At 63.8% G+C, this 24,118-nt stretch carries 23 protein-coding genes; 14 read left to right on the top strand and 9 right to left on the bottom strand.

What is annotated here, in order from left to right:
• Positions 1-78: 78 nt before the first annotated feature.
• From P3T43_RS09750 to P3T43_RS09730, 5 genes are all read left to right on the top strand, one after another.
• Positions 79-1,092, top strand: coding sequence for an ABC transporter permease subunit (locus tag P3T43_RS09750; protein WP_429280839.1), 1,014 nt, complete (start codon positions 79-81; stop codon positions 1,090-1,092).
• 87 nt (positions 1,093-1,179) lie between these two features.
• On the top strand, positions 1,180-2,097 hold the full coding sequence (locus tag P3T43_RS09745) for an ABC transporter permease subunit (RefSeq protein ID WP_429280838.1): 918 nt from the start codon (positions 1,180-1,182) through the stop codon (positions 2,095-2,097).
• A gap of 93 nt (positions 2,098-2,190) precedes the next feature.
• Positions 2,191-3,195 carry an ABC transporter ATP-binding protein gene (locus tag P3T43_RS09740; RefSeq protein WP_429281026.1) on the top strand — a complete coding sequence of 335 codons (1,005 nt, stop codon included), beginning with the start codon at positions 2,191-2,193 and terminating at the stop codon, positions 3,193-3,195.
• Positions 3,192-4,211 carry a peptide ABC transporter ATP-binding protein gene (locus P3T43_RS09735; RefSeq protein WP_429280837.1) on the top strand — a complete coding sequence of 340 codons (1,020 nt, stop codon included), beginning with the start codon at positions 3,192-3,194 and terminating at the stop codon, positions 4,209-4,211. The genes P3T43_RS09740 and P3T43_RS09735 overlap by 4 nt, the downstream gene beginning before the upstream one ends.
• Complete coding sequence (locus P3T43_RS09730; RefSeq protein ID WP_429280836.1) at positions 4,204-5,376, top strand: TraB/GumN family protein; 1,173 nt, start codon at positions 4,204-4,206, stop codon at positions 5,374-5,376. The genes P3T43_RS09735 and P3T43_RS09730 overlap by 8 nt, the downstream gene beginning before the upstream one ends.
• Here the strand turns inward: P3T43_RS09730 and P3T43_RS09725 are convergent.
• The 6 genes from P3T43_RS09725 to pxpB all read right to left on the bottom strand — a co-directional run bounded on the left by P3T43_RS09725 (position 5,338) and on the right by pxpB (position 11,684).
• Entirely contained in the window at positions 5,338-7,182 is a 1,845-nt protein-coding gene (locus P3T43_RS09725) for a tetratricopeptide repeat protein (RefSeq protein ID WP_429280835.1), read from the bottom strand. The two genes, P3T43_RS09730 and P3T43_RS09725, sit on opposite strands and share 39 nt — an antisense overlap.
• Positions 7,183-7,383: 201 nt before the next feature.
• Positions 7,384-8,340: a DUF979 domain-containing protein gene (locus P3T43_RS09720; protein WP_429280834.1), complete on the bottom strand. Its 957-nt coding sequence runs from the start codon at positions 8,338-8,340 to the stop codon at positions 7,384-7,386.
• On the bottom strand, positions 8,337-9,080 hold the full coding sequence (locus P3T43_RS09715) for a DUF969 domain-containing protein (RefSeq protein WP_429280833.1): 744 nt from the start codon (positions 9,078-9,080) through the stop codon (positions 8,337-8,339). The genes P3T43_RS09720 and P3T43_RS09715 overlap by 4 nt, the downstream gene beginning before the upstream one ends.
• Before the next feature lie 130 nt (positions 9,081-9,210).
• Positions 9,211-9,963: a 5-oxoprolinase subunit PxpA gene (gene pxpA / locus P3T43_RS09710; RefSeq protein WP_429280832.1), complete on the bottom strand. Its 753-nt coding sequence runs from the start codon at positions 9,961-9,963 to the stop codon at positions 9,211-9,213.
• Positions 9,964-9,981: 18 nt separating this feature from the next.
• A complete protein-coding gene (locus P3T43_RS09705; RefSeq protein WP_429280831.1) occupies positions 9,982-11,034 on the bottom strand; it encodes a biotin-dependent carboxyltransferase family protein in 1,053 nt (350 codons plus the stop codon).
• Positions 11,031-11,684: a 5-oxoprolinase subunit PxpB gene (gene pxpB / locus P3T43_RS09700; RefSeq protein ID WP_429280830.1), complete on the bottom strand. Its 654-nt coding sequence runs from the start codon at positions 11,682-11,684 to the stop codon at positions 11,031-11,033. The genes P3T43_RS09705 and pxpB overlap by 4 nt, the downstream gene beginning before the upstream one ends.
• Before the next feature lie 216 nt (positions 11,685-11,900).
• On the opposite strand from pxpB, the gene P3T43_RS09695 reads away from it, so the two are divergent.
• Positions 11,901-12,413 (top strand): winged helix DNA-binding protein, encoded by a 513-nt coding sequence (locus P3T43_RS09695; RefSeq protein WP_429280829.1) that lies wholly within the window; start codon positions 11,901-11,903, stop codon positions 12,411-12,413.
• 56 nt (positions 12,414-12,469) lie between these two features.
• On the opposite strand, the gene P3T43_RS09690 is transcribed toward P3T43_RS09695, so the two are convergent.
• Positions 12,470-13,000 (bottom strand): 5-formyltetrahydrofolate cyclo-ligase, encoded by a 531-nt coding sequence (locus P3T43_RS09690; RefSeq protein ID WP_429280828.1) that lies wholly within the window; start codon positions 12,998-13,000, stop codon positions 12,470-12,472.
• Between the two features lie 77 nt (positions 13,001-13,077).
• On the opposite strand from P3T43_RS09690, the gene P3T43_RS09685 reads away from it, so the two are divergent.
• The 4 genes from P3T43_RS09685 (at position 13,078) to P3T43_RS09670 (ending at position 17,989) form a co-directional block, all read left to right on the top strand.
• Positions 13,078-15,048 (top strand): transglycosylase SLT domain-containing protein, encoded by a 1,971-nt coding sequence (locus P3T43_RS09685; RefSeq protein ID WP_429280827.1) that lies wholly within the window; start codon positions 13,078-13,080, stop codon positions 15,046-15,048.
• Positions 15,049-15,122: 74 nt separating this feature from the next.
• On the top strand, positions 15,123-16,076 hold the full coding sequence (locus P3T43_RS09680) for a complex I NDUFA9 subunit family protein (RefSeq protein WP_429280826.1): 954 nt from the start codon (positions 15,123-15,125) through the stop codon (positions 16,074-16,076).
• A gap of 33 nt (positions 16,077-16,109) precedes the next feature.
• Positions 16,110-16,757, top strand: coding sequence for a glutathione S-transferase family protein (locus tag P3T43_RS09675; protein ID WP_429280825.1), 648 nt, complete (start codon positions 16,110-16,112; stop codon positions 16,755-16,757).
• Positions 16,754-17,989 carry a multifunctional CCA addition/repair protein gene (locus tag P3T43_RS09670; RefSeq protein ID WP_429280824.1) on the top strand — a complete coding sequence of 412 codons (1,236 nt, stop codon included), beginning with the start codon at positions 16,754-16,756 and terminating at the stop codon, positions 17,987-17,989. The genes P3T43_RS09675 and P3T43_RS09670 overlap by 4 nt, the downstream gene beginning before the upstream one ends.
• A 773-nt stretch (positions 17,990-18,762) precedes the next feature.
• On the opposite strand, the gene P3T43_RS09665 is transcribed toward P3T43_RS09670, so the two are convergent.
• Both P3T43_RS09665 and P3T43_RS09660 read right to left on the bottom strand, forming a co-directional pair.
• Positions 18,763-18,957 (bottom strand): DUF2905 domain-containing protein, encoded by a 195-nt coding sequence (locus P3T43_RS09665; RefSeq protein WP_429280823.1) that lies wholly within the window; start codon positions 18,955-18,957, stop codon positions 18,763-18,765.
• 55 nt (positions 18,958-19,012) lie between these two features.
• Positions 19,013-20,200 carry a class I SAM-dependent methyltransferase gene (locus P3T43_RS09660; protein ID WP_429280822.1) on the bottom strand — a complete coding sequence of 396 codons (1,188 nt, stop codon included), beginning with the start codon at positions 20,198-20,200 and terminating at the stop codon, positions 19,013-19,015.
• A 13-nt stretch (positions 20,201-20,213) separates the two neighbouring features.
• On the opposite strand from P3T43_RS09660, the gene P3T43_RS09655 reads away from it, so the two are divergent.
• The 4 genes from P3T43_RS09655 (at position 20,214) to glmU (ending at position 24,069) form a co-directional block, all read left to right on the top strand.
• Positions 20,214-21,038: an SDR family oxidoreductase gene (locus P3T43_RS09655; protein ID WP_429280821.1), complete on the top strand. Its 825-nt coding sequence runs from the start codon at positions 20,214-20,216 to the stop codon at positions 21,036-21,038.
• Positions 21,039-21,116: 78 nt separating this feature from the next.
• Complete coding sequence (locus P3T43_RS09650; protein WP_429280820.1) at positions 21,117-21,512, top strand: dihydroneopterin aldolase; 396 nt, start codon at positions 21,117-21,119, stop codon at positions 21,510-21,512.
• 33 nt (positions 21,513-21,545) lie between these two features.
• Complete coding sequence (gene ttcA, locus P3T43_RS09645) at positions 21,546-22,556, top strand: tRNA 2-thiocytidine(32) synthetase TtcA (RefSeq protein ID WP_429281025.1); 1,011 nt, start codon at positions 21,546-21,548, stop codon at positions 22,554-22,556.
• A gap of 151 nt (positions 22,557-22,707) precedes the next feature.
• The gene (gene glmU / locus P3T43_RS09640) at positions 22,708-24,069 is read left to right on the top strand and encodes a bifunctional UDP-N-acetylglucosamine diphosphorylase/glucosamine-1-phosphate N-acetyltransferase GlmU (protein WP_429280819.1); all 1,362 of its coding nucleotides are present in this window, start codon (positions 22,708-22,710) and stop codon (positions 24,067-24,069) included.
• Positions 24,070-24,118: the final 49 nt, after the last annotated feature.

Here is a 24,118-nt window from a genome sequence, read left to right as displayed (position 1 = left end):
GAAATGGTCCGGCGACCGGGGTGACAAGCCCTCGTCGCCGGTTGTGTTTTCCGTTCATCAAGACCATAGGGACGAACCATGTTCCGCTTCGTTTTGCGCCGCATTGGCATGGTGATACCGACTTTCATCGGCATCACGATCCTTGCGTTTGCGCTCATCCATCTGATACCCGGCGACCCCATCGAAGTGATGATGGGCGAACGCGGTGTCGATCCGGCGATGCACGTCGCCGCCATGCACCGGCTAGGCCTCGACGAGCCGCTGCCGCTGCAATACATCCACTATCTCGAGCGTTCGGTGCACGGCGACCTTGGGATGTCGATCATCACCAACACCAGCGTGATGGACGAGTTCCTCGCCCGCTTTCCGGCGACCGTCGAACTGTCGATCTGCGCGATGCTGTTCGCCCTGATCGTTGGCTTGCCGGCCGGCGTGTTCGCGGCCTTGAGGCGCGGCACGGTGGTCGATCACGGCGTGATGGGCACTGCGCTCACAGGCTATTCGATGCCGATCTTCTGGTGGGGCTTGATCCTCATCATGCTGTTCTCGGTGAAGCTCGGCTGGACGCCGGTGTCGGGTCGCATTGCGGTCGAATACGACATTCCGCACGTCACCGGTTTCATGCTGATCGACGCGTTGCTGCCAGGCAGCGACGAAGGCGCCTTCAGGTCGGCGCTGAGCCACCTGATTCTGCCGGCGATCGTGCTCGGCACGATTCCGCTCGCCGTGGTAGCGCGCATGACGCGCTCGTCGATGCTCGAAGTGCTGCGTGAAGACTACATCCGCACCGCGCGCGCCAAGGGCTTGCCGCCGGGACGCGTGATCGTCGTGCATGCCTTGCGCAATGCGCTGATTCCGGTGGTGACCGTGATCGGGTTGCAGGTCGGCACGCTGCTCGCCGGCGCGGTGCTGACCGAGACGCTGTTTTCCTGGCCGGGCATCGGCAAATGGCTGATCGACGCGATTAGCCGGCGCGACTACCCGGTCGTGCAGGGCGGTATCCTGTTGATTGCCACACTCGTGATCGTCGTGAACCTGATCGTCGATCTGTTGTACGGCGTGTTGAATCCGCGCATTCGCCATACGAGGTAAAAGGATCATGTACCCCCACGCTCACATTCGTTCACTGTCGCCCAAGGGAGTTCATGTCTCCCTTGAGGCGGCTCTGCGGGAGGCATGATGGCCGACATACAAAACACCGTCCCCACAGCCGTGACCCCGCCAAGCGGCCGGGCACTGGCGGCCCGCGAATTCTGGGCCAATTTCTCCCGTAACCGCGGCGCGGTCATCGCCGGCGTGATCGTGCTGCTGCTGATCTTCGTGGCGATCTTCGCGCCGGTGATCGCGCCGCACAGCCCGATCGAGCAATACCGCGACTACGTGAAGATTCCACCCGCGTGGCTCGACGGCGGCAACTGGAAGTTCGTCCTCGGCACCGACGAAGCGGGCCGCGACATGTTGTCCCGCCTGATGTACGGTGCGCGCCTGTCGTTCTGGATCGGTTTCGTTTCGGTGGTGCTGGCGCTCATTCCGGGCGTCGTGCTCGGTCTGATTGCCGCGTTCTTCGAAAAGTGGGCCGACACGCCGATCATGCGCATCATGGACGTGCTGCTCGCGCTGCCGTCGCTGCTGCTCGCGGTGGCGGTGGTGGCGATCATCGGCCCGGGGCTCTTCAATACGATGTTCGCGATTGCGATCGTCGCGTTGCCGGGTTACGTGCGTTTGTCCCGTGCCTCGGCGCTCGGCGAACTGCAGAAGGAATACGTGACGGCTTCGCGCGTGGCGGGCGCGGGCACCTTGCGGTTGATGTTCTCGCAAGTGCTGCCTAACTGCACCGCACCGCTGATCGTGCAGGCGACGCTCGGCTTTTCATCCGCCATTCTCGACGCGGCCGCGCTCGGCTTCCTCGGGCTCGGCGTGCAACCGCCGGCGGCGGAATGGGGTGCGATGCTCGCGTCGGCACGCGACTATATCGACAACGCATGGTGGATCGTGACGTTGCCGGGGCTCGCCATCGTGATCTCGGTGCTGGCGATCAACCTGCTCGGCGACGGGCTGCGCGATGCGCTCGATCCCAAACTGAAGCGGATGGCATAAATGGAACAATCCCCACGCTCATTTCATTCGCAGCCTCCCGAGGGGGCTGCTCAGTCCGCTGCGGGCGGCCGCGCGCGGGCTGACCAGAAGCTGCTGACCATCCGTAACCTGGCGGTGAACTTCAACGGCCTGCCGGCTGTAGATCGCATCAACCTGGACGTGGCGCCGGGCGAAGTCGTCGGCGTCGTCGGTGAATCGGGCTCTGGCAAAAGCGTGACGATGATGGCGCTGATGGGCCTGATCGACGCGCCGGGCAAAGTCAGCGCCGACGAGATCACCTTCGACGGCAAAGACCTGCTGAAGGCCTCGCCGAAGGAACGCCGCAAGATCATCGGCAAAGACATCGCGATGGTGTTTCAGGATGCCCTCACGAGTCTGAATCCGAGCTACACCGTCGGCTACCAGATCAAGGAAGTGCTGAAGCTGCACGAAGGCTTGCGCGGCGCCACGCTGCATCAGCGCGCGGTGGAACTGCTCGACCAGGTCGGCATTCCGGATGCCAAAAACCGCATCATGTCGTTCCCGCACCAGATGTCGGGCGGGATGAATCAGCGCGTGATGATCGCGATGGCGGTCGCCTGCAATCCGAAGCTGCTGATTGCCGACGAGCCCACTACCGCGCTCGACGTGACGATCCAGGCGCAGATCATGGAACTGCTGGTGAAGTTGCAGAAGGAACGCGGTATGGCGCTCGTGCTGATCTCGCACGATCTGGCCGTAGTGTCGGAAGTCGCGCAACGCGTCGCGGTGATGTACGCAGGCGAAGTGATCGAAACCAACCAGGTGCCGGATATCTTCGCCGCGCCGCATCATCCGTACACGGAAGCGCTGCTGGCGGCGATTCCCGAGCACAATGTCGGCGCCGTGCGTCTGGCGGCGTTGCCGGGTATGGTGCCAGGACGCGACGACCGCCCGAAGGGCTGTCTGTTCGCGCCGCGTTGCAAATACGTGGTGGACGACTGCACCAAGGCCCGGCCGGCGCTTGCGCCATTACAAGGTGGCGCGGACGTCCGCGCCGAGATCACCCGGGTTCGCTGCATCAAGCCGCTGAACCTGACCGGCGACGCGAACGTCCACACTCACGGAGGCGCACGATGAATGCAGTACCCGAAACGCGCCGCCAGACGGGGCCGGCGGGCGATCACGTGCTGGTGGCCGATCAGCTGGCGCGGCACTACTCGGTGCGCCGCGGCATGTTCGGCCATGGCACCGTGAAAGCGTTGAATGGCGTGTCGTTTTCGCTCGATCGCGGCAAGACGCTGGCGGTGGTGGGCGAATCCGGTTGCGGCAAGTCGACGCTCGCGCGTCAACTGACGATGATCGAAGGTCCGACGGCCGGCCGTCTGCTGATCGACGGTGAAGATGTGGCCGGCGCCGATCACGCGAAGATCGCGGCATTGCGCCGGCGCGTGCAGATGGTGTTCCAGAATCCGTTCGCCTCGCTCAATCCGCGCAAGACGGTCGAGCAGACGCTCGGCGAGCCGCTCGCCATCAACACGCAGATGAGCGCCGGCGAGCGCGCCGAGCGCATCGCGCAGATGATGCGCACTGTCGGCCTGCGTCCGGAGCACGCGAAACGCTATCCGCATATGTTCTCGGGCGGTCAGCGTCAGCGTGTGGCGATTGCGCGCGCGATGATTCTCGATCCGCAGATCGTGGTTGCCGACGAACCGGTGTCGGCACTCGACGTCTCGATCCAGGCGCAGATCCTGAACCTGTTCATGGATTTGCAGGAGCAGTTCAAGACCAGCTACGTGTTCATCTCGCACAACCTGTCGGTGGTGGAGCACATTGCCGACGACGTGATGGTGATGTACTTCGGCGGCGTGGTCGAACTGGGCGACAAGAAGCGCATCTTCACGAATCCGCGCCATCCGTACACGCGGGCGTTGATGTCGGCGACACCGTCGATCTTCGAGGCGGATCGCAGCATCAAGATCAAGCTGCAAGGCGAGATGCCGTCGCCGCTCAATCCGCCGTCGGGCTGCACGTTCCATCAGCGCTGCCCGTATGCCATCGAGCGCTGCCGCAGCGAGGAACCGAAGCTGCGTGAAGTGGACGGGCGTCAGGTGTCGTGCCACCGCGCCGAGGAGGTGGGGGAAGTGGATGCCTGAAGCGTTGGCGGCGCGTCGTCCTGCGCGCCGCCTGCGTGGAGGCGGCTGTCGCGCCGTTTGCGCGCGCCGCTGGCGGGCGTGCCTGCTGGCATGCAGCGCGCTCGCCTGCGTCTTGTCCGGTTCTGATTGGCCGGTTGCGACGGCTTACGCTGCGGGCGGGGTCGCCAATACGCCGGCGCAAAGCGGCCGGCCGGCGCTGCCATTGACCGCCGTGCCGGCTGCGCCTGGCGCGCCGAATACAGCGTCAGGCCAGCCGCGCGCCACCTTGCCTGGTTTCAATCCGCCGCCAGCCAGTTCGGGCAACACGGCGAGCGGTCCGGTGCGAACGCAACCGGCGCATATGCCGTTCTACGTCGCGACTCGCGGCACGACAACTCTCTACATTCTCGGCACGTTGCACGTCGGCGATCCCGCCGACTATCCATCGAACCAACCGTTTCGTCCGCCGATTCTGGCCGCGCTCGCGGCTTCGCCGATCCTGGCGCTGGAGTTGTCGCCGGATGACTTGCTGGTATCGCAGGACGATGTATCGAAATACGGCGTATGCCGCAGCGCCTGCCTGCAACAGTATTTGCCGGAAGCGCTATGGCACAAACTCGAAGTCCGTTTGCGCGACAACCCGGCGGCGCTCGACGAGATCAAGAGGATGCGGCCGTGGCTGGCTTCGCTGCTGGTCGAGACCTACGATTCCCTGAGCGCAGGATTGCAGACGGAATACGGCACGGAGGCGCAGTTGCAGAACGTCTATCTGCGCACGCGCGGCAAGATCGTCGGGCTGGAAACGCTGGGGGAGCAGATGCGCGCGTTCACGAGCCTCTCGTCCGCGCAGCAGCGTGAGATGCTGGCGCAGGACCTGGTGCAGACGCCCGCCGGCAACCTCGCGGATGTGCAGACCTTGCACCGGCTTTGGCAGGTGGGCGATGCGGACGCGATCGCCGCGTGGCAGTCGGCCAAATCCGAGGTGCTGGCGCGCAACAAGCAGGTGTCCGATTCGGTTGATAACCGGATTGTGTACGAGCGGAACCGGCGTTTCGTCACGCGCATGCTGGCGATTGCCGGGCCGAACAAGCCGGTGTTCGTGGCCGTCGGTGCATTGCACCTCGGCGGCCCGAAGGGCGTGCTGCAGTTACTGCGGCAGCACGGATTCGTGGTGGAGCCGGGGTGAGGATGGTTCGTGGCGCAACGCTTGCGCCACGTTTTCAACCACGGGCGCCCAGTCCCCCAGGGCCGCTTGCCTGAACAAACGGGCCGTGGGATACCACGGCGAATCGGTGCGATGTTCGAGCCAGCGCCAGTCCGAGTTGGCCGGCAGCATGACCCAGACCGGCTTGCCCAAGGCACCCGTCAGATGTGCAACGCCGGTGTCGACGGCAATCACCAGATCCAGATTCATCACGAGTGCGGCCGTGTCCGTGAAATCGTGCAGTTCGGCGGTGAAATCGCGCGGCAAGGCGTTGTCTGGCGCATCGGCCAGTTGCGCCTGGGACGGCCCTTTTTGCAGCGAGAACCACGCGACGTCGTCGAGACTCGCGAGCGGCGCGAGATCTTCGAAGCGCATCGACCGGTAACGGTCATTGCCGAAGGTCGGACTGCCGGCCCACACCAGGCCGATCTTGCGCCGTGAGCCGGCGGCCTTTTCTACGCGTCCGCGCCACAGGTCGAGTTTGGCTTCGTCGGCGAAAAGATAGGGCACGTTGGCAGGAATCGTCGACAGTTCGGTGCGCACGCACGACGGCACGCTCATCAGCGGCGCCCAGAAATCATAGCGACCCTCGGCTTGGCCGATGCGCCACGCGCGATGAACGCCAGGTACGCGCTGTGCGAGCGGCAGCAGGGGCTCGCGGACACACACGTCGACGGTCGCGCCGAGTTCCGCAAGCACGTGCGCGTAACGCAAAAACTGCATTTGATCGCCGAAGCCCTGATCGCCGACCAGCAGGATCGCGCGTCCTTCGAGCGGTTCGCCGTGCCATTCGGGGACGCCTTCAATCGCAATGGCCGCGTAATCGTGCGGGCGCCAGCGCTTCGCGAACTCCGCCCAGCCTTGCGTGTAGTCGCCACGCTTGAGGCGTGCCCAGGCGAGATTCTGGTGGGCGTCGACATACCCCGGGTCAAGTTCAAGCGCACGGCGATAGAACACTTCCTCTTCATCGACACGACCTTGCGCGCCTAACGAACCGCCCAGGCAAACCAGATTGGTCGGATTCGGCTTGAGTGCGACCGCGCGACGATAGTGCTGCTCGGCCTCGGCATACTCGCCCAGCTTGCCGACCGCGCTGCCCAGATTAATGTGCGCGTTGGCGAAAGCGGGCCGCAGTTCGATTGCACGCCGGAAGTGGGCGATGGCAGCCGCGCTGTCGCCTTTCGCCGTCAGCGCGTTGCCGGCATTGAAGTAGGCGTCCGCGGAGTGCGGATCGAGCGACAGCGCCTGCTCGTAGCAAGCGAGCGCCTCGTCGTGCCGCTCGAGTTTGGTGAGCGCGGTGCCCAGATTCAGATGCGCATCGACCAGCGAAGGATTGAGCCCCAGCGCCTGACGATACTGTTGCGCCGCGCCTTCCAGATCGCCGCGTGCCTGCAGGGTCACGCCGAGGTTGTTGCGCGCGTCGGCGAAATCCGGCTGCAGGTGCAACGCCTGGCCATAGCACTGGAGCGCTTCTTCATGACGTCCGAGCGCGGCGGCGACGAGACCGCGGTTGCTCCAGCAGACCGCGTCGGCCGGTTCGAGCAGGAGCGCGTGATCGAGCAGGTCGGCCGCGGCGGCGTGGTCGCGCCGCTGATGTTGCAGCACGCCGTAGTAGTGCAGCGCTTCTGTGTGAATGGGGTCGATCGCCAGCGCCTCCTGATAGAGCGGCGCGGCCTGTTCGAAGTGACCCGAGCGATGCGCGTGGAGCGCATTGGCGACGAGGGCCGCGAGGTAGGACGTTGAGGCGGGGTCGTGACGTGCGTCACCGGTGTGAGCATGCTGTTCCATGAGAACCTGCTTGAGAGCGCCTGCGCGCGCATGCTGCGTGCGCAGGCTGGTGGATGGAAATGACGTCCACCAGCTTAGGCCCGAGGCTTCCCCACTTCGATCAGACGCATCCTAATTAAGCGCGGCAGATCGTTGCGGCGGGTGCTCGCACGGTATCCGCGTATCGCAAAAAGACCTGTCAGGCCAGCCGCGCGCAATCCTCTACAGGAACATCAGGAAGTTCAGCAACAGGATATTCACGACCAGCAGTGAAAGCGCCGTGGGCACCTGCACCTTGATGACGGCGTTCTTGTCCGGCAGTTCGAGCAGCGCGACGGGCACCATGTTGAAGTTCGCCGCCATCGGCGTCATCAGCGTGCCGCAATAGCCCGAGAACATGCCGATCGCTACCATCACGGCGGGGTTGCCGTGGAATACGCCGACCAGGATCGGTACGCCCACGCCACCGGTCATCACGGGAAACGCCGCGAAGCCGTTACCCATGACCATCGTGAACACGGCCATGCCGATGCAGTACACGGCGACCGCGACAAACCGGTAGTCGAGATTGATGTAGGCGGTCGTCACGTGTGCGACCGCCTTGCCGACACCGGCGTCGGAGAACACGAGCCCGAGCATGCCGAGCATTTGCGGCAACACGGCGGCCCACGACAACGCATCGACGAGGCGGCGTGCTTCTTTCATCGACTGCCCGACCGTGTCGCGCGTCATCACGCAGGCCACGGCGAGGGCGATCACGCAGCCGATGCCGAAGCCGATCAGCGTGACGTTCTTTTGCTCGATAAGCGGTGTGCCGCCGAAGATCAGATGGCTTGCCGTCAACGTAATCGCGACGGTGACGAGCGGAATCGTCAGCGCGGGGATGAACAGTTTGTTGCCGAGGCGTTTGGCGCTCGCCTGGCGGGCTTCGAGCGACAACACCTTTGGCCTGGCCGCCGTCACGCCGCCGAATCCGGCGATCAGCGCCATCACGATCACCAGCACGCCGACCACCGAGGGCGGCAGCAGGTCGCCGATCAGGAAAATCAGTGCGTACAGAATCCAGAAACCGCCGGCGGTGAGACGGCGCGGATGGGTCCTGTCGGTGAGGATCATGCCGCCGACGATGAGCAGCACGACGCCGAGCAGCCAGAACAGATAGTTGATGGTCAGCGTCATGCCTCTTCTCCTGCGGCCGGGGTGGGTTGCGCAGCCGCGCTGGAGGCTGCGTTGCCGCGCAGTTCACGGTCGAGTTCGCGGTCGAGCAGATAAAGCCGGAAGCCGTGAATCAGGAGCGCGCAGATGGCCGTCGGGATGCCCCATACAGCGACGTGAATCGGCTCGATGTCGATGCCCGCTTCGCGCAGGAAGGTGGTCATCAGCACGATGGCGCCGAAGGCGACGAAGATGTCTTCGCCGAAGAACAGGCCCACGTTGTCAGTGGCCGCGGCGAAGGCACGCAAGCGGTAGCGCACGGCGTCGGTGAGCTTGCCGTAGCGGCTCTCGGCGGCGCCTTCGGCCATTGGCGCGATCAGCGGACGCACCATCTGCGGATGGCCGCCGAGGCCGGTCAGGCCGACCGCCGCGGTCAGCTCGCGCACCAGCAGATAGACGATCAGCAGACGCCCGGCGGTGGCGGCCTTGATACTGGCGATCCACGTCTGGGCCCGTTCGCGCAGGCCGTGCCGTTCCAGCAGACCGATGACGGCGAGCGGCAGCAGGATGATCAATGGAATATTGCGGGTCTTGATGAAGCCCGTGCCGATCGCGGCAAGGATTTTCTCAGGCGGAAAGTGCGCGGCCAGCGCGGTGACGACAGCGGCGGCGGCTACGATCAGCATCGGATTGAAGCGCAACACAAAGCCGATGATGATCACGGCCACGCCGATAAGCGGCCATAGATTGACTGCTGTCTGCATGTGGATCTCCGAACAGGGTTGCTAACCTTGCTACCGCCATGGGGCGTTCGCGACCGCGGCTGGCAAACGCCCCGCACGAGGCGGGGCGTTTGTCTGCTGTGTGACGGGGCGTGGCGCGCGATGCTGCGCGTCAGGCGCGCGCGCCGTTGGCGGCGTGTACTTCGATGCCGGCGCTTTCGAGCGCGGCGCGAATGCGGCGCGCAAACGCCAGCGCATGGGGACCGTCGCCGTGCAGACAGATGGTCTGCGCGTTGAGCGGCACCCAGTGGCCATCCACCGCTTGCACGCGTTGCTCGCGCACCATCGCGAGGGTGCGTTGGAGCACTTCTTCTTCGTCGTCGAGCAGCGCGCCGGGCTCCTTGCGCGGCACGAGCGAGCCGTCGGCGCGATAGCCGCGGTCGGCGAAGACCTCCTCGACGGCGATCAGGCCGGCTTCGCGGGCGGCCGTCACGAGGCCGCTGTTGGCAAGCGCGAACACGGCCACCGACGGATCGAAATCGTGCACCGCGGAGACGATCGCATCGGCGATCATCGGGTCGCGGGCCGCCTGGTTGTAGAGCGCGCCGTGCGGCTTGACGTGCGCGATACGCCCGCCCTCGGCCTGAGCGATCGCCGAGAGCGCGCCGAGCTGGTACAGCACGCCAGCGTAAATCTCGCTGGCGGGCAGGTCCATTTCCTTGCGGCCGAAATTCTCCGGGTCGTTGAAGCTCGGATGCGCGCCGATCGACACGCCCTTTTTGACGGCCCAGCGGACGCAATCGTGCATTGCATTAGCGCCGCCCGCGTGCCAGCCGCACGCAATATTGGCCGAGCTGACGAGGTCGAGTAGCGCCTCGTCGGATCCGCAGCCCTCGCCGAGATCGGCATTCAAATCGATTTCCATAATGTCCTCTACTTGCTCTTACAGCGCTGCGAGCGCCGGCTGGCGCGCACAGCGTTCCTCGTGCATCGCGATCGCGGCGTCGATCTGCCGCAGATACGCCCGTTCTTCAAGTAATGCCTGACGCGCCTCGCGGGGCGTGGTCGGGATGAAACGAATCGCCCCGTTCAGGCGCACCTGGGCCAGCTTCCAGAGATCGGCCTGGATGACCGCGCCGATCTTCGGATACCCGCCGGTGGTCTGCGCGTCGCTCAACAGCACGATGGGCTGGCCGTTCGGCGGCACCTGAATCGTGCCCGGCAACACCGCGTGCGACAGCAGATCGGTGCTGTGCGTGCGCTTGAGTTCCGTGCCGGCAAGCCGGTAGCCCATGCGATTGCTGTTCGGCGTGACGAGCCATTCGTCCGACCAGAACGCCTCCTGAGCGGTGGCCGGAAAATGCTCGTATTCGGCCCCCGGCAACACGCGGATAGGCACCGCCCAAGGCACACCGGACGGATGCCGGCCGCGGCGCAGCGGCTCGCGTACCAGCACGAACTTGCACCAGGCGGGCGCCTTCACGCCGAATTCGGGCGCTTGCGGACTGAAGCCGGAACCGGCACGCGCTGATGGCACGCCGACCGGCAGACGGTCGCCGTCGCGCAACGCCCGGCCGCCAAGCCCGCCGAACTGGCCGGCGAGGTCGGTGCTGCGTGAGCCGAGCATCGGCAACACGTCGATTCCGCCCGCGATGCACACATATCCGCGCATGCCGCGTTGGGCCGCTTGCAGTGTCAGTTCCTGGCCGGCCTTGACCGGCACACTCCACCATGCATAAACCGGCTTGCCGTCGAGCGTGGCGCCGAATTCGCTGCCGGTGATGGCGATCCGGGTAGCGCGCGGAAAGCGTAGCACGGTCGGCCCGAAGGTGATTTCGAGGCCGGCCGCGTCGGGCCGGTTGCCGACCAGGCGGTTGCCGACCTCGAACGAGAGCCGGTCGAGCGCGCCGGACATGGCCACGCCGAGGTGCCGGTAGCCGTGGCGGCCAAGATCCTGAACCGTGGTCAGAAGACCTGCACGAATCACGTCGATCATGCCGTTATCCCCGCGATGGTAAAGCGCACCCGGTCGCCCGGTTGCAGCAGGGTGGGCGGCAAGCGCGCGGGATCGAATAGCGGCACTGAGGTGCGGCCGATCAACTGCCAGCCGCCCGGCGAGGCGGCCGGATAAACCCCGGTCTGCTCGCCGCCGATACCCACCGAACCCGCCGGCACTTCGACACGCGGCGACGCGCGGCGCGGCGTGTGCAGCGTCTGAGCGAGGCCGCCCATGTACGCAAAGCCGGGTTGGAAGCCGAGAAAGAACACGATGTATTCGCCGGCCACATGGCGCTCGACGACCTCTTTCGCCGACAGCCCGGTGTGACTGGCGACGACGGCCAGATCCGGCCCGAACTCGCCGCCGTAGTGCACCGGAATCTCGACCTCGCGACCGCCGACCGCCGCTGTGGCACCGCTGTCCCAGGCCGCTTGCAGCAAGCTGGCGAGCGCCGCGCCATCTGCTTCCAGCGGATCGAACACGATGGTCAGGTTGTTCATGCCGGGCACGACCTCGACCACGTGCGGCCAGCCACGCGCGGCCTCGGCGGCGGCCCAGACGCGGCGCTGGCAATCGAGCGTGGCGGGTGCGGGCACCTCGCACACTAGCGCGGCATCGCCGAACTGGAAGATTCGTGGTTGCGTCATCGCTGCTTCAATCGGGTTGGATCGGAAACCTGGCCTGCATGGCGAGGGCGCGGCTCATAACGGGTTATCGGCACGAGAAGCGGTATCCATGATGGTTAGACTACATTATCAATAAAATATCGAGAATTTATCAATAAGCGTTTTTGCCAGGCACCCAGAAAGGGGCGCTCGTCGTACACTTCCAGCACCTTTATTCGTGCATTGAGAACCTCTGTCATGTCGCGTCAACCGACCAAAATCGTCTCCTCGGAACATCTTGTTTCTGAAACAAGCGCGGAGCTGTCGGAGTTGGAGTACGGCCTCATCATGGCCAGCAACGCCTTCAATCGCTGGATGGTGCGGTGCATGTCGGCGGCGGGCGAAAAGGACATGACCGCCATCGAGGTCTCGCTGCTGCATCACGTCAGCCATCGCGAGCGCCGCAAAAAGCTCGCCGATATCTGCTTCGTGCTGAACATCGAAGACACCCACGTTGCCACCTATGCGTTGAAGAAGCTGGTAGCTAGAGGGTATGTAAAAAGCGAAAAAACCGGCAAGGAAGTGTTCTTTTCGGCAACGCAATCCGGTCGCGATCTGTGTCTGCGGTACCGCGAGGTGCGCGAGAGCTGTCTTATCGCCACGCTCAAGGAGAGCGGTCTGACGAATCAGCAGATCGGCGAGGCCGCGCAGTTGATGCGCAACGCCTCCGGGCTGTACGACACGGCGGCTCGGGCGGCGGCTTCGCTGTAGGCCGGCACGCTGCGAGGCGGCCCGGTTTGCTGACGTTGCCGGTTTTGCTGGAGTCGTCAGGGATAGCAGGCTGCTTCGGTCACGATCATGTCGAGCGGGATGTCGTGGGCTTCGCGTTGCAGCGTGTCGCTGCGACAGGCTTCGCAGGCCACGCCGACGGTGATGGGTTTCGTCCCGCCGGGCCATGTCGCGAGCGTGCGATCGTAATAGCCGCCGCCGTAACCCAGCCGATAGCCATCGGCATCGAAGCCGACGCATGGCACGAACAGCAGGTCGGGTATCACCACCACTTCCACGGCTGGTTCGGGAATCTTGTGATGCCCAATTTTCATTGGTGTATCGGGCGCCCACGCGTGGAATTCCAGCGCTTCACCGCGCTGCCTGATGACGGGCAGACTGGCTTGCCGATGCGCGCCGACCGCGAGCCAGATGGCGATCGCCGCACGGGCGTCGAACTCGCCCGGCAGGGGCCAGTAAAAGCCGATGCACGCAGGTGCGTGAAGCTTTAATGCATCGAGCAGGCGGCGGCTCAGCGCCTCGCTCGCGGCCGGCCCGAGAGCCGCATGCAGACGTGTTTCCAGCAGCATTTTACGGAGCGCGTTTTTCGATTCCGGGATGGGGTTGCGTGCTATGCTTGGGTTCAATTCGCGCTCCAGAAACAACGATGTCAAAACGCCTCTTTCGAGTATATCGCGCGGCCGGTCTTGCGCTTGCCGCTGCGGCACTCGTCGCATGCAGCACAGCCTCCGCTGTCAAGCCTGTTCCGCTCTCGCAACTCTCCGGTGACGACCAGATTTTTGTGCAGCTCCGCGAGGCAGCGCGCAATAACGATCCCGCACGCGCAGCGCAACTGGCGGCGACGATTCCGGATTATCCGGCGCCAGGTTACGTGGAGTATTTCCAGCTCAAGCCGCAGTTGTTCGACTCGAGCGGGCATCCGCAAGTGAGTGTGCCGGACGCGCAGGTTCTGGCGTTCCTGCAGAAGTACGACGGCCTGGCGATTGCCGACCGGCTGCGCAACGACTATCTGGTGGTGCTCGGCTCGCGTCACGACTGGAACAATTTCGACCAGCAGTACGCGCGCTTCGTGCTCAACGACGACACGCAGGTCAAGTGCTACGCGCTCGAATCGCGCGCGGCCCACGGCGAAAACGTGGCGGACGCAGCTCGCGCGTTGCTGGTCGATCCGAAGTGGTACGGCGACGGTTGCGTCGACCTGATTACTGCGCTCGCCTTGAACCAGCAGTTCAACGCAGACGACGTGTGGCAGCAGATCCGCCTCGCCTACGAGCAGAATTACACCAACACCGGCAGCAAGCTGCTCGACGCGCTCGGCAACCAGCGCCCGGACCCGGTGCTGTTCGATCAGGCGGCGAGCACGCCGCCGCTGTTGTTGGCGCGTGGCGTCGGGCCCGATGCGCAGTCGCATCAACTGGCCTTGCTGGCGATCACGCGCATGGCGCGCAACGACCCGGCCATGGCGGCGGCCACCTTCGCTTCCGTGGCGCCGTCGCTGAACTCGCCTGAACGGGCCATCGGCTGGGGCACGATTGCCTATCAGGCTGCCGCCAAGCAGATGCCCACCGCCGTTGACTGGTACCGGCTCTCGGCGAATGCGCCATTGCTGTCGAACCCTGCGTACGAATGGCGCACTCGCAGCGCGCTGTTGTCGGGAGACTGGACGATGGTGCGCTGGACCATCGAGCAGATGCCGGCGGCTTTGCGCAGCCAGCCGTCGTGGGTCTACTGGCATGCCCGTGCGCTCAAGGAAGGCGGCAATGCGGCGCAGGCCAACCAGGAATTCGCCCAGATCGCCACGGGCTACAACTTCTACGGCCAGCTCGCCACGGAAGAACTGGGCCAGAAAATCACGGTCCCGCCGAAAACCATGGTGTCCGACGCCGAAGTGCAGCAAGCGGCCAACACGCCGGGTCTCGCGCTCGCGCAGCGCTTCTATCAGATGAACCTGCGGCTCGAAGGCAATCGTGAGTGGAACTGGCCGCTGCGCGCCATGACCGACCGGCAATTGCTGGCGGTGGCCGAGTACGCACGCCGCCTCGAACTGTATGACCGCACCGTCAATACGGCAGACCGCACGAGGACCGACCACGATTTCTCGTTGCGCTATCTGTCGCCGTTCCGCGATATCGTCGAGCGCGATGCGCAAAGCAACGGGCTCGACGTCGAGTGGGCATACGGGCTGATCCGCCAGGAATCGCGCTTCATCATGAATGCGCGTTCCGACGTCGGCGCGAGTGGGTTGATGCAGTTGATGCCGGGCACCGCGCAACTGGTGGCGAAGAAGATTGGTCTGGGTCCGATTTCCCGTGAGCAGATGAACGACATCAATACGAACATTCTGCTCGGCACCAACTATCTGTCGATGATCTACAATCAGTTCGACGGGTCTGCCGTGCTCGCCACCGCCGGCTATAACGCCGGTCCGGGCCGGCCGAAGGCATGGCGGGAAGGGCTGGCGCATCCGGTCGAGGGCGCCATCTTCGCGGAGACGATCCCGTTCAACGAGACTCGTGACTACGTCAAGAATGTGCTGTCCAACACGGTCTACTACGCGGCACTGTTCGAAGGCCGTCCGCAATCGCTGAAGGCGCGTCTGGGCTATATCGCGCCGTAAGCGTCGTGCCGCCGCGGGTCATGCGGCGGCACCTCACTCCAGCCGTTGCCGCGGCTTCCACCAGGGAGTCGGAAATGCGACATCAAGCCATTGCGGTCATCGGCGGTTCGGGTTTTATCGGCAGCCATCTCGTCAACGCGTTGGTCGAGCTTGGCAAAGACGTCCGCATCGCGACGCGCCGGCGCTACAACGCGCGTCATCTCACTCTTCTACCTATCGACGTGATCGAAACCGATGTGTTTGATCCGGTGCAACTCGCGCGCTTCGTCGAAAACGCTGATGCGGTCATCAACCTCGTCGGGACCTTGCATGGCGGACGCGGCACACCGTATGGTCCGGAGTTTGCAAAAAACCACGTCGAGCTGCCGACAAAAATCGTGGCCGCGTGCGAAGGCAAGGGCGTGCACCGGCTGATCCATGTCAGCGCGCTCGGCGCCGATTCGAATGGTCCCAGCATGTATTTGCGCTCCAAGGGCGACGGTGAAAAGGCGGTGCGTGCTTCCACGCTCGCCACGACGATCTTCCGGCCTTCAGTGGTGTTCGGCCCGGAAGACACATTCCTCAACCAGTTTGCGTTTTTGCAGCGCGTATTCCCCGTGATTCCGCTGGCGAGTCCGAACGCACAATTCCAGCCGGTGTTTGTCGGCGATGTCGCGAAAGCCATCGTCAACGTAGTCGATCTCGATGCCGCCAGCGGTCGCAGCTATGAACTGGGCGGCCCGAGCGTCTATACGCTGGAACAGCTGGTGAAGTACTGCGGCGACGCGATCGGGCGTCACGCGCGCATCATCCGGCTGCCGGATGCGCTGGCGCGGCTGCAGGCGCTGACCTTTGAAATGGTGCCTGGCGAACCGATCATCTCGCGCGATAATCTGGATTCGATGAAGGTGCCGAGCATACTGAGCGGGCCGCTTGCGCCCGAGCTGGGTCTGGAAGCCGCCAGCATCGAGACGATTGCGCCCGTGTATCTGACCGGCGCCTCGCCCCGCTCGCGCTTCAATGCGTTTCGTGCCAGCGCCGGTCGTTGAGTTCCCCGTTTCCACTTTCTTTGCGTACCACGTATGAAACTCGTTATTGGTGACAAAAACTATTCGTCATGGTCGATGCGTCCATGGGTGCTGATGAAGCACTTCGGCATTCCATTCGAGGAAGTATGTATCGAGATGTACGAAGCCGGCTCGAAGGCCGCGATGTTCGCGCATTCGCCCTCGGGCAAGGTGCCGAGTCTCTCCGCGGACGACGGCCTGGCAGTGTGGGATTCGCTGGCGATCGCCGAGACGCTCGCTGAGCGTTTTCCGCAGCACGCGCTGTGGCCGCGCGATCCCGTGGCGCGTGGGCACGCGCGCAGCATCAGCGCCGAGATGCATTCGGGCTTTGGCGAGATGCGCACGAACATGTGGATGAACATCCGCGCTTCGTTTGCGGGCAAGGGCGCGACGCCGGGTGCGCTGGCCGATATCGCGCGGATCGACGCCATCTGGAGCGAGTGCGTCGAGCAATATGGCGGCCCGTTTCTGTTCGGCGAGTTCAGCATTGCGGATGCGATGTATGCACCGGTCGTGATGCGCTTCAACACATGGGAACCGGCGTTGTCTGAAGCGGCGGCGGCATACGCCCGGCGGGTGACGGAATCGCCGGCCGTGCACGCGTGGATCGAGGACGCGCGGCGCGAACGCCACGCGATCGCCGTCTACGATACGTGCGCATGAATATCTACGTGGTGGGCGGGGCGATCCGCGACGCGTTGCTGGGTGTCCCGGTTCAGGACCGCGATTACGTGGTGGTGGGCGCGACGCCCGAGCAGATGGTGGCGCAAGGTTACCGTCCGGTGGGCAAGGATTTCCCGGTGTTTCTGCATCCGCAGACGCACGAGGAATATGCGCTGGCTCGCACCGAGCGCAAGACGGCGGCGGGCTATCACGGCTTCCAGTTTTTCTATGCGCCGGACGTGACGCTCGAAGAGGATCTGGCGCGGCGCGATCTCACAATCAACGCAATGGCGCGCCAGTTGCAACCGGACGGCTCGCTGAGCGGGCCGGTGATCGACCCGTTCAATGGTCAGGGCGATTTGCAGGCGCGCGTGTTCCGGCATGTCAGCGATGCATTCATCGAGGATCCCGTGCGGATCTTGCGCATTGCGCGGTTTGCCGCTCGCTTTACGGATTTCACGGTCGCGCCGCAGACGCTGGAACTGATGCACAAGATGGTGAGCGCGGGCGAGGTGGATGCGCTCGTGCCGGAGCGGGTGTGGCAGGAGTTGTCGCGCGGCTTGATGGAGACACGGCCTTCACGCATGTTCGAGGTATTGCGGGCGTGTGGCGCGCTTGAACGGATTTTGCCGGAGATCGAAGCGTTGTGGGGGGTACCGCAGCGGGCTGATTATCATCCGGAAGTGGATACCGGTGTGCATGTGATGATGGTGGTGGATCACGCCGCGGCGCGGGGGTACGCGTTGGCGGTGCGGTTTGCGGCGCTTACGCATGATCTGGGTAAGGCGACGACGCCGGAAGATGTGTTGCCGCGGCATATTGGGCACGAAGGGCGCAGTGTGGATTTGCTCAAGCCGTTGTGCGAGCGGTTGAGGGTACCGAATGAATGCCGGGATCTGGCGATCCTCGTTGCACGGGAGCATGGGAATATTCATCGGGTGATGGAAATGGGCGCCGCGGCCGTGGTTCGGCTGATCGAGCGGTGCGATGGCATCCGGAAACCTGCGCGGTTTGCCGAGGCTTTGCAGGCGTGTGAGGCTGATGCGCGTGGACGGCTAGGATTCGAGGCCCGGGAGTATCCGCAGGCTGAACGGCTTCGAATCGCGCTTGTGGCTGCGCGGGCTGTGGATGCGGGGGCGGTGGCGGGTTCTCTTGCTGATAAGCCTTCGATGATTAAGGATGCAGTGCATCGGGAGAGGGTTCGGGGGGTGGGGTTGGCTTTTGGGGAGTAGTTGTTGTTTGCCTGCGGCGCTTTTGGTTGTTTGGTTGTTTGCTTATGGAGTTGGCCTTTCCTTGTTTTGTTATCGGTCTATTCGCTTCGCCCCTGTGCGGGGCAGCACTCACTTTCTTTGCCGCCGCAAAGAAAGTAAGCAAAGAAAGCGGGCTCAAACCGCCAGCGCTTAGTGAGCCATCTCTGTCCTTGATCCGGAAACGGCCCAAGACGAGACGTGTCATCGCACCGCGCACGTTCGTGACAAGGCAGTCATCCGTTCCAGCGTCGCGCTGCGCGCCCCGCTGTCGGGCACAACTCCTTCTGCACGGGCCTGTTCGTTGGCTCGGTCATTCGTCGCTCTTAGCACCGCACTTGCGCATGCCGCGCGCGGTTTGTTTAATTGTCTTGCGGGCACCCAGGGCATAAAATTTAAATCTGGATGCCTAATTAATGCACGGCGGTGCTTTGTATTTGACGTCGCGTTTAACCGAGAGGTGCCCACCGGGATATGCCCAACCGTTACGCACGCAGTGCGTAGGCGGGATGAATGAGTGCTGTGTCACCAGGGCAGAAGGTGCGAGGGCACGTCTCGTGTTGGGCCGTTTCCGCTAGCACACTTAGATGGCTCACTACCGGCTGGCGGTGTGAGCCCGCTTTCTTTGCTTACTTTCTTTGCGGCGGCAAAGAAAGTGAGTGCTGCCCCGCACAGGGGCGAAGCGAATAGACCGATAACAAAACAAGGAAAGGCCAACGCCGTAAGAGAACCACCAAAGCGCCGCAGGCAAAAAAAACCTACAAAACCTTCACTATCAACGACAAAACCATAGACAAAACCAACGTCGACATAAACGGAAACGGATACTCCTTCCCAAACAACCGCAAGGTCACATCCCCGGGCATGCGCCCAATCCCCAGTTTCCGTAGCCACGGCCAGCAGGACGACAAAATGGCCACGGCGATAAACGTAGTCAGCAACCACCGAATCATCGCGAACCCCTAACCGGAAATGAACCCACCAGAATCACAAGCAACACAACCATAATCAAAGACTAAACGTCCGGTCCCCGCTAGAAAACGCATCGAGCGTCTCCTCGATGCCCCGCGAAAATGCGATCACCTTGAACAGTTCACCCATCTCCGCCTCGGACAACAACTTCTGCACTGAATTGGCCGCCGGCAAAAACCGCCCCGTATCCGCCGGATCGATCTCGCCCAACACCTCGGTAATCCCCGCATTCAACAGAAATCGCGCCTGCGACGTATATCCCAGCAAATCCGCGCCCGTCTCGACCCCCGCCTCGGCAATGCCCGTAAACTCCACGTGCGCCGTAATGTCCTGCAATCCCGGATAAACAAACGGATCGCCATGCGCACGGTGCCGGTAATGGCACATCAACGTACCCTGCGCCCGTTGCGCGTGGTAATACTCGTGGCGCGGAAATCCATAGTCGATCAACAACGCCGCGCCCCGCGTCAACATCGTGCAGATCGTCCGCGTAAAGGCCCGCGCGGCTTCGTGCGTCTCCGTGACGTACTCGCCATCCACTTCGATTTCGGTTAGAAATTCCACGTCCTGCGGCAAACCGACTGGCCGGTCTGCAAACTCAAACTCACCCTCACGCAACGTCACGCCGCGCTCGTGCCAAACGCCGTCGGTATGAGCGAAGAGCCGCACCGGCATCGCGTCGAGGACTTCGTTGCCGATTATCACGCCTTCGAACTGCTGCGGCAGGGCATCCAGCCAGCGGACCCGCCCCGCGAGCGCGGGCGCGTCAGCCTCGATCGTCATGCGCTGGCGCTCACGTAGCTCTCCCGACAGATCCACGATCGAATAAGTATCGAATTGCGCGCCCAACGCATCCAGTGCCGTCAGCAAACCCGCCGCCAGCTTGCCGGTACCGGCGCCGAATTCCATCAGATGACGCGTGTCGCTCGCTTCCAGCGCCTGTGCGACGGGGCGGGCCAGCGTCGCGGCAAACAGCGGCGAGAGTTCCGGCGCGGTGACGAAGTCGCTGCCGTCCTCGGGCCGGCGGCCGAATTTGACCGATCCGCCGCCGTAATAGCCCAATCCCGGCGCGTATAGCGCGCGCTCCATATAGCGGTCGAACGGCAGCCAGCCGCCCGCTTGCGCGATCTCGGCGCGGATCTGTTCAGCCAGCGCCTCGGACTGCCCAAGCGCGGTTGGGCCGGGAGCAGGTAAACTGTCGGGTTGGTGAGCTTTCGGATTCATCCGTATATTGTAAATGACCGTCCCTTCCGATACTTCCGCAGTCCACGCCCGTGCGGCCGCCGTTGCGCGGGTCGTGCTGATCACCGGCGCCGCCCGGCGGATCGGCCGCGCCCTCGCGCTTGGGTTTGCCAGCCGGGGCTGGGACGTCGCCGTCCATTATGGGAACTCGAAGGCCGAAGCGGACGAAGTGGTCGCCGAAATCGCCGCGCTCGGTCGCCGGGCGGTCGCGCTGCAGGCGGATCTGGCCGTCGAGGCCGAGGTCGCCCGGCTCGTGCCGGACTGCACGGCGGCGCTGGGCCGGCCGGTATGTATCGTTAATAATGCCTCCCAGTTCGACGAAGATACCGCGCAGAACGTCAGCTACGCGCCTTTGCTAAGCCATATGGCCGCGAATCTCGGCGCGCCGCTCGTGCTCGCGCGTATGCTGTACGAGGTCACGCCGGAAGCCGCGCGCAGCGACGAAACGCAGCGCGCCGTCGTCGTGAACGTGCTGGACCAGAAGCTGTACAACATGAACCCGGATTACCTGTCCTACACGCTGTCCAAGGCGGCGTTGCAGACAGCCACCGTGGCGCTCGCCCAGGCACTGGCACCGAAGCTGCGCGTGGTCGGGCTCGCGCCCGGTCTGACGCTGCAGTCGGGCGATCAGACGCCGGAAGGTTTTGAAGCGGCGCACCGTGTCACTCCGCTCGGCCGTGCGTCGCGGCCCGAGGATATCGTCGCCGCCGCGCTGTATCTGGCCGAAGCGGCGGGCGTGACCGGGACGACGCTGGTCGTCGACGGTGGTCAGCACCTGGTGCCGTCCCCGCGCGACGTGATGTATTTGACGGGCGCCTGAAGGCGCGCGGCCCTGCGGGCCTTGCGCGTTGAAGCGTCCCCTTGCGTGCTCCGCACGCTTTTTTTGACTGGAACGACCATGTTTGCCGCTCTTTCGCACCCCCGGCTAGCCGATTGCCGCCGGCTTTTTCTGCGCAACTACGAAGTGCACATCAACATCGGCGTGCACGACTTCGAAAAGCGCGGTGAGCAGCGCGTCGTGATCAACGTCGAACTGTATGTGCCGCTCGCGCTGTCGACGCCCGTCGAGGACAAGCTGCGCGAAGTGGTCGATTACGACTTCATGCGTGCCACCATCGCACGCCGCGTCGAACGCGGTCACATTCATCTGCAGGAAACGCTGTGCGACGACCTGCTGACCGCGCTGCTCGAGCATCCGCACGTGCGCGCGGCCCGCGTGTCCACGGAAAAGCCGGATGTCTATCCGGACTGCGATGCGGTCGGTGTCGAAGTCTTCCGTGTCAAGGAGGATTGAGCCATGAACGCTCCTGAAATCCTGAACGCAGAGATGCCTCAAGCCGCTACGGATGAAGCGGCGGCAAACACGGCGGCAAGCACGGCGACGCACGCGGCGGGCGCCGAACGCACCGCCAAGCCCGCGCTCACGCGGCGCGAGCAGAAAGAGGCGTACGAGAACAACAAGCTCTTCAAGCGGCTCGCACGCCTCGTCGGCCAGGCAATCGGCGACTTCAACATGATCGAGGAAGGCGACAAGGTGATGGTGTGCCTGTCGGGCGGCAAAGACAGCTATGCCATGCTCGACGTGCTGATGCGCCTGCGCGAACGTGCGCCGATCCACTTCGATATCGTCGCAGTGAACCTCGACCAGAAGCAGCCGGGCTTTCCGGAGCATGTGCTGCCGGAATACCTGAAGCAACTGGACATCCCGTTCCACATCGAGAATCAGGACACCTACAGCATCGTCAAGCGGCTCGTGCCGGAAGGCAAGACCACCTGCTCGCTGTGTTCGCGGCTGCGGCGCGGCATCCTGTACCGCGTGGCGGGTGAGCTGGGCGCGACCAAGATCGCGCTCGGCCATCATCGCGACGACATTCTGCAGACGCTGCTGCTGAACCTGTTCTACGGCGGCAAGCTGAAGGGCATGCCACCGAAGCTGCAGTCGGACGACGGCAAGAACATCGTGATCCGGCCGCTCGCCTACGTGAAGGAGACCGATCTGGAAAAGTATGCAGCGCTGCGCGAATTCCCGATCATTCCGTGCAACCTGTGCGGCAGTCAGCCCAATCTGAAGCGCGCGGAAATGAAGGCGCTGATCCGCGATTGGGACAAGCGCTTCCCGGGTCGCGTCGAGAACATGTTCAACGCGCTGTCGAACATCGTGCCGTCGCATCTGATGGATCACAAACTGTTCCCGTTCGCCGGTCTGCGAGCGACGGGCGAAGCCGATCCACAGGGGGATATCGCCTTCGACGAAGAACCGTGTTCGACCGATTCCGGAGACGGTTTCGCGCTCAACGGCGCGAAACCGATTTCGATCGTTCAATTCGACGATCTATGAAGTGACGCGGATTCTTCCGCGTCTTCCATTTGCTCCCGGAAGCCCGCGCTCGCGGGTTTGCGCGGCGCCGACATGCGCCTCGGGTACGGGTTGGCTGTCATGAGACGCATGCTAGAATCGTCTGCTCCAAACTCGTCCCCTAGCCGACGCCATGAACATTGTGATTTTGGCGGCAGGCACCGGTAAGCGCATGCGTTCTGCGCTGCCAAAGGTGCTGCATCCCGTGGCTGGCCGGCCGCTCCTGTCTCACGTCATCGAAACTGCCCGTACGCTCAAGCCCACCCGCCTCGTGGTGGTGGTGGGCCACGGCGGCGAAGCCGTGCGCGCAGCGGTGGCCGCGCCCGATGTCCTGTTTGCCGTGCAGGAACAGCAGCTCGGCACCGGACATGCGGTGCAGCAGGCCTTGCCGCTGCTCGATCCCACGGTCTCGACACTGGTGCTGTACGGCGACGTACCGCTCACGCGCGCCAGCACGCTCAAGCGGCTGGTCGACAGCGCGGCGGAAGGTTGTTACGGCGTGCTTACCGTGACGCTCGACGATCCGTCGGGTTACGGGCGTATCGTGCGCGATCAGACCGGCTGTGTGGTGCGCATCGTCGAGCAGAAAGATGCGACGGCGGAACAGCTGCGTATCGCCGAGATCAACACCGGCATCGTCGTCACGCCGACAGCGCAACTCGGCATGTGGCTCGCCGCGCTGAAGAACGACAACGCGCAGGGCGAGTTCTATCTCACCGATGTGGTCGAGCGTGCGATCGAAGCGGGTTTCGAGGTGGTCAGCGCGCAACCGGACGAAGCGTGGGAAACCCTCGGCGTCAATAGCAAGCAGCAACTGGCCGAACTCGAGCGGATTCACCAGCACAACATCGCCGAGGCCTTGCTGGTCGCGGGCGTGACGCTGGCCGACCCGGCACGTATCGACGTGCGCGGCACGCTCGAATGTGGCCGTGACGTGTCGATCGACGTGAACTGCGTGTTCGAAGGAAAGGTCACGCTGGCGGACAACGTGACGATCGGGCCGAACTGCGTCATCCGCAATGCGACGCTCGGCGCGGGCACCCATGTCGAGGCGTTTACGCATATCGAAGGTGCTGAAATCGGTGCCAACGTCGGGCTTGGACCGTATGCCCGGTTGCGGCCCGGGGCGTCGTTGCAGGACGAGTCGCACGTCGGCAACTTCGTCGAAGTGAAGAATGCCGTAATCGGTCATGGCGCGAAGGCGGGTCACCTGACCTACATTGGCGACGCGGATATCGGCGCACGCGTGAACATCGGCGCGGGCACGATCACCTGCAATTACGACGGCGCCAACAAGCACCGCACGGTCATCGAAGACGATGTGTTTGTCGGCTCGGATACCCAGTTCGTGGCGCCGGTACGGGTCGGACGCGGTGTGACGATTGCCGCGGGCACGACGATCTGGAAAGACGTCGCAGAGAATGTACTGGTGCTCAACGACAAGACGCAGACGAGCAAGGCGGGCTTTGTGCGCCCGACCAAGAAGAAAAGCTGAAGGGCACGCGCGTGCAACCATGCACGCTCCGAGACCAAACCCCTGCAAA

Source organism: Paraburkholderia sp. GAS41 (assembly GCF_050436545.1).
Taxonomy (GTDB): Bacteria; Pseudomonadota; Gammaproteobacteria; order Burkholderiales; family Burkholderiaceae; genus Paraburkholderia.
This window is presented reverse-complemented; position numbering and strand designations above follow the sequence as displayed.

Excerpts from the sequence above, each read along its gene's own strand:
- P3T43_RS09750 (WP_429280839.1), top strand. The coding sequence starts at position 79 with ATGTTCCGCTTCGTTTTGCGCCGCATTGGCATGGTGATACCGACTTTC.
- P3T43_RS09745 (WP_429280838.1), top strand. The coding sequence starts at position 1,180 with ATGGCCGACATACAAAACACCGTCCCCACAGCCGTGACCCCGCCAAGC.
- P3T43_RS09735 (WP_429280837.1), top strand. The coding sequence starts at position 3,192 with ATGAATGCAGTACCCGAAACGCGCCGCCAGACGGGGCCGGCGGGCGAT.
- P3T43_RS09730 (WP_429280836.1), top strand. The coding sequence starts at position 4,204 with ATGCCTGAAGCGTTGGCGGCGCGTCGTCCTGCGCGCCGCCTGCGTGGA.
- P3T43_RS09725 (WP_429280835.1), bottom strand. The coding sequence starts at position 7,182 with ATGGAACAGCATGCTCACACCGGTGACGCACGTCACGACCCCGCCTCA.
- P3T43_RS09720 (WP_429280834.1), bottom strand. The coding sequence starts at position 8,340 with ATGACGCTGACCATCAACTATCTGTTCTGGCTGCTCGGCGTCGTGCTG.
- P3T43_RS09715 (WP_429280833.1), bottom strand. The coding sequence starts at position 9,080 with ATGCAGACAGCAGTCAATCTATGGCCGCTTATCGGCGTGGCCGTGATC.
- pxpA (WP_429280832.1), bottom strand. The coding sequence starts at position 9,963 with ATGGAAATCGATTTGAATGCCGATCTCGGCGAGGGCTGCGGATCCGAC.
- P3T43_RS09705 (WP_429280831.1), bottom strand. The coding sequence starts at position 11,034 with ATGATCGACGTGATTCGTGCAGGTCTTCTGACCACGGTTCAGGATCTT.
- pxpB (WP_429280830.1), bottom strand. The coding sequence starts at position 11,684 with ATGACGCAACCACGAATCTTCCAGTTCGGCGATGCCGCGCTAGTGTGC.
- P3T43_RS09695 (WP_429280829.1), top strand. The coding sequence starts at position 11,901 with ATGTCGCGTCAACCGACCAAAATCGTCTCCTCGGAACATCTTGTTTCT.
- P3T43_RS09690 (WP_429280828.1), bottom strand. The coding sequence starts at position 13,000 with ATGCTGCTGGAAACACGTCTGCATGCGGCTCTCGGGCCGGCCGCGAGC.
- P3T43_RS09685 (WP_429280827.1), top strand. The coding sequence starts at position 13,078 with ATGTCAAAACGCCTCTTTCGAGTATATCGCGCGGCCGGTCTTGCGCTT.
- P3T43_RS09680 (WP_429280826.1), top strand. The coding sequence starts at position 15,123 with ATGCGACATCAAGCCATTGCGGTCATCGGCGGTTCGGGTTTTATCGGC.
- P3T43_RS09675 (WP_429280825.1), top strand. The coding sequence starts at position 16,110 with ATGAAACTCGTTATTGGTGACAAAAACTATTCGTCATGGTCGATGCGT.
- P3T43_RS09670 (WP_429280824.1), top strand. The coding sequence starts at position 16,754 with ATGAATATCTACGTGGTGGGCGGGGCGATCCGCGACGCGTTGCTGGGT.
- P3T43_RS09665 (WP_429280823.1), bottom strand. The coding sequence starts at position 18,957 with ATGATTCGGTGGTTGCTGACTACGTTTATCGCCGTGGCCATTTTGTCG.
- P3T43_RS09660 (WP_429280822.1), bottom strand. The coding sequence starts at position 20,200 with ATGAATCCGAAAGCTCACCAACCCGACAGTTTACCTGCTCCCGGCCCA.
- P3T43_RS09655 (WP_429280821.1), top strand. The coding sequence starts at position 20,214 with ATGACCGTCCCTTCCGATACTTCCGCAGTCCACGCCCGTGCGGCCGCC.
- P3T43_RS09650 (WP_429280820.1), top strand. The coding sequence starts at position 21,117 with ATGTTTGCCGCTCTTTCGCACCCCCGGCTAGCCGATTGCCGCCGGCTT.
- ttcA (WP_429281025.1), top strand. The coding sequence starts at position 21,546 with ATGCCTCAAGCCGCTACGGATGAAGCGGCGGCAAACACGGCGGCAAGC.
- glmU (WP_429280819.1), top strand. The coding sequence starts at position 22,708 with ATGAACATTGTGATTTTGGCGGCAGGCACCGGTAAGCGCATGCGTTCT.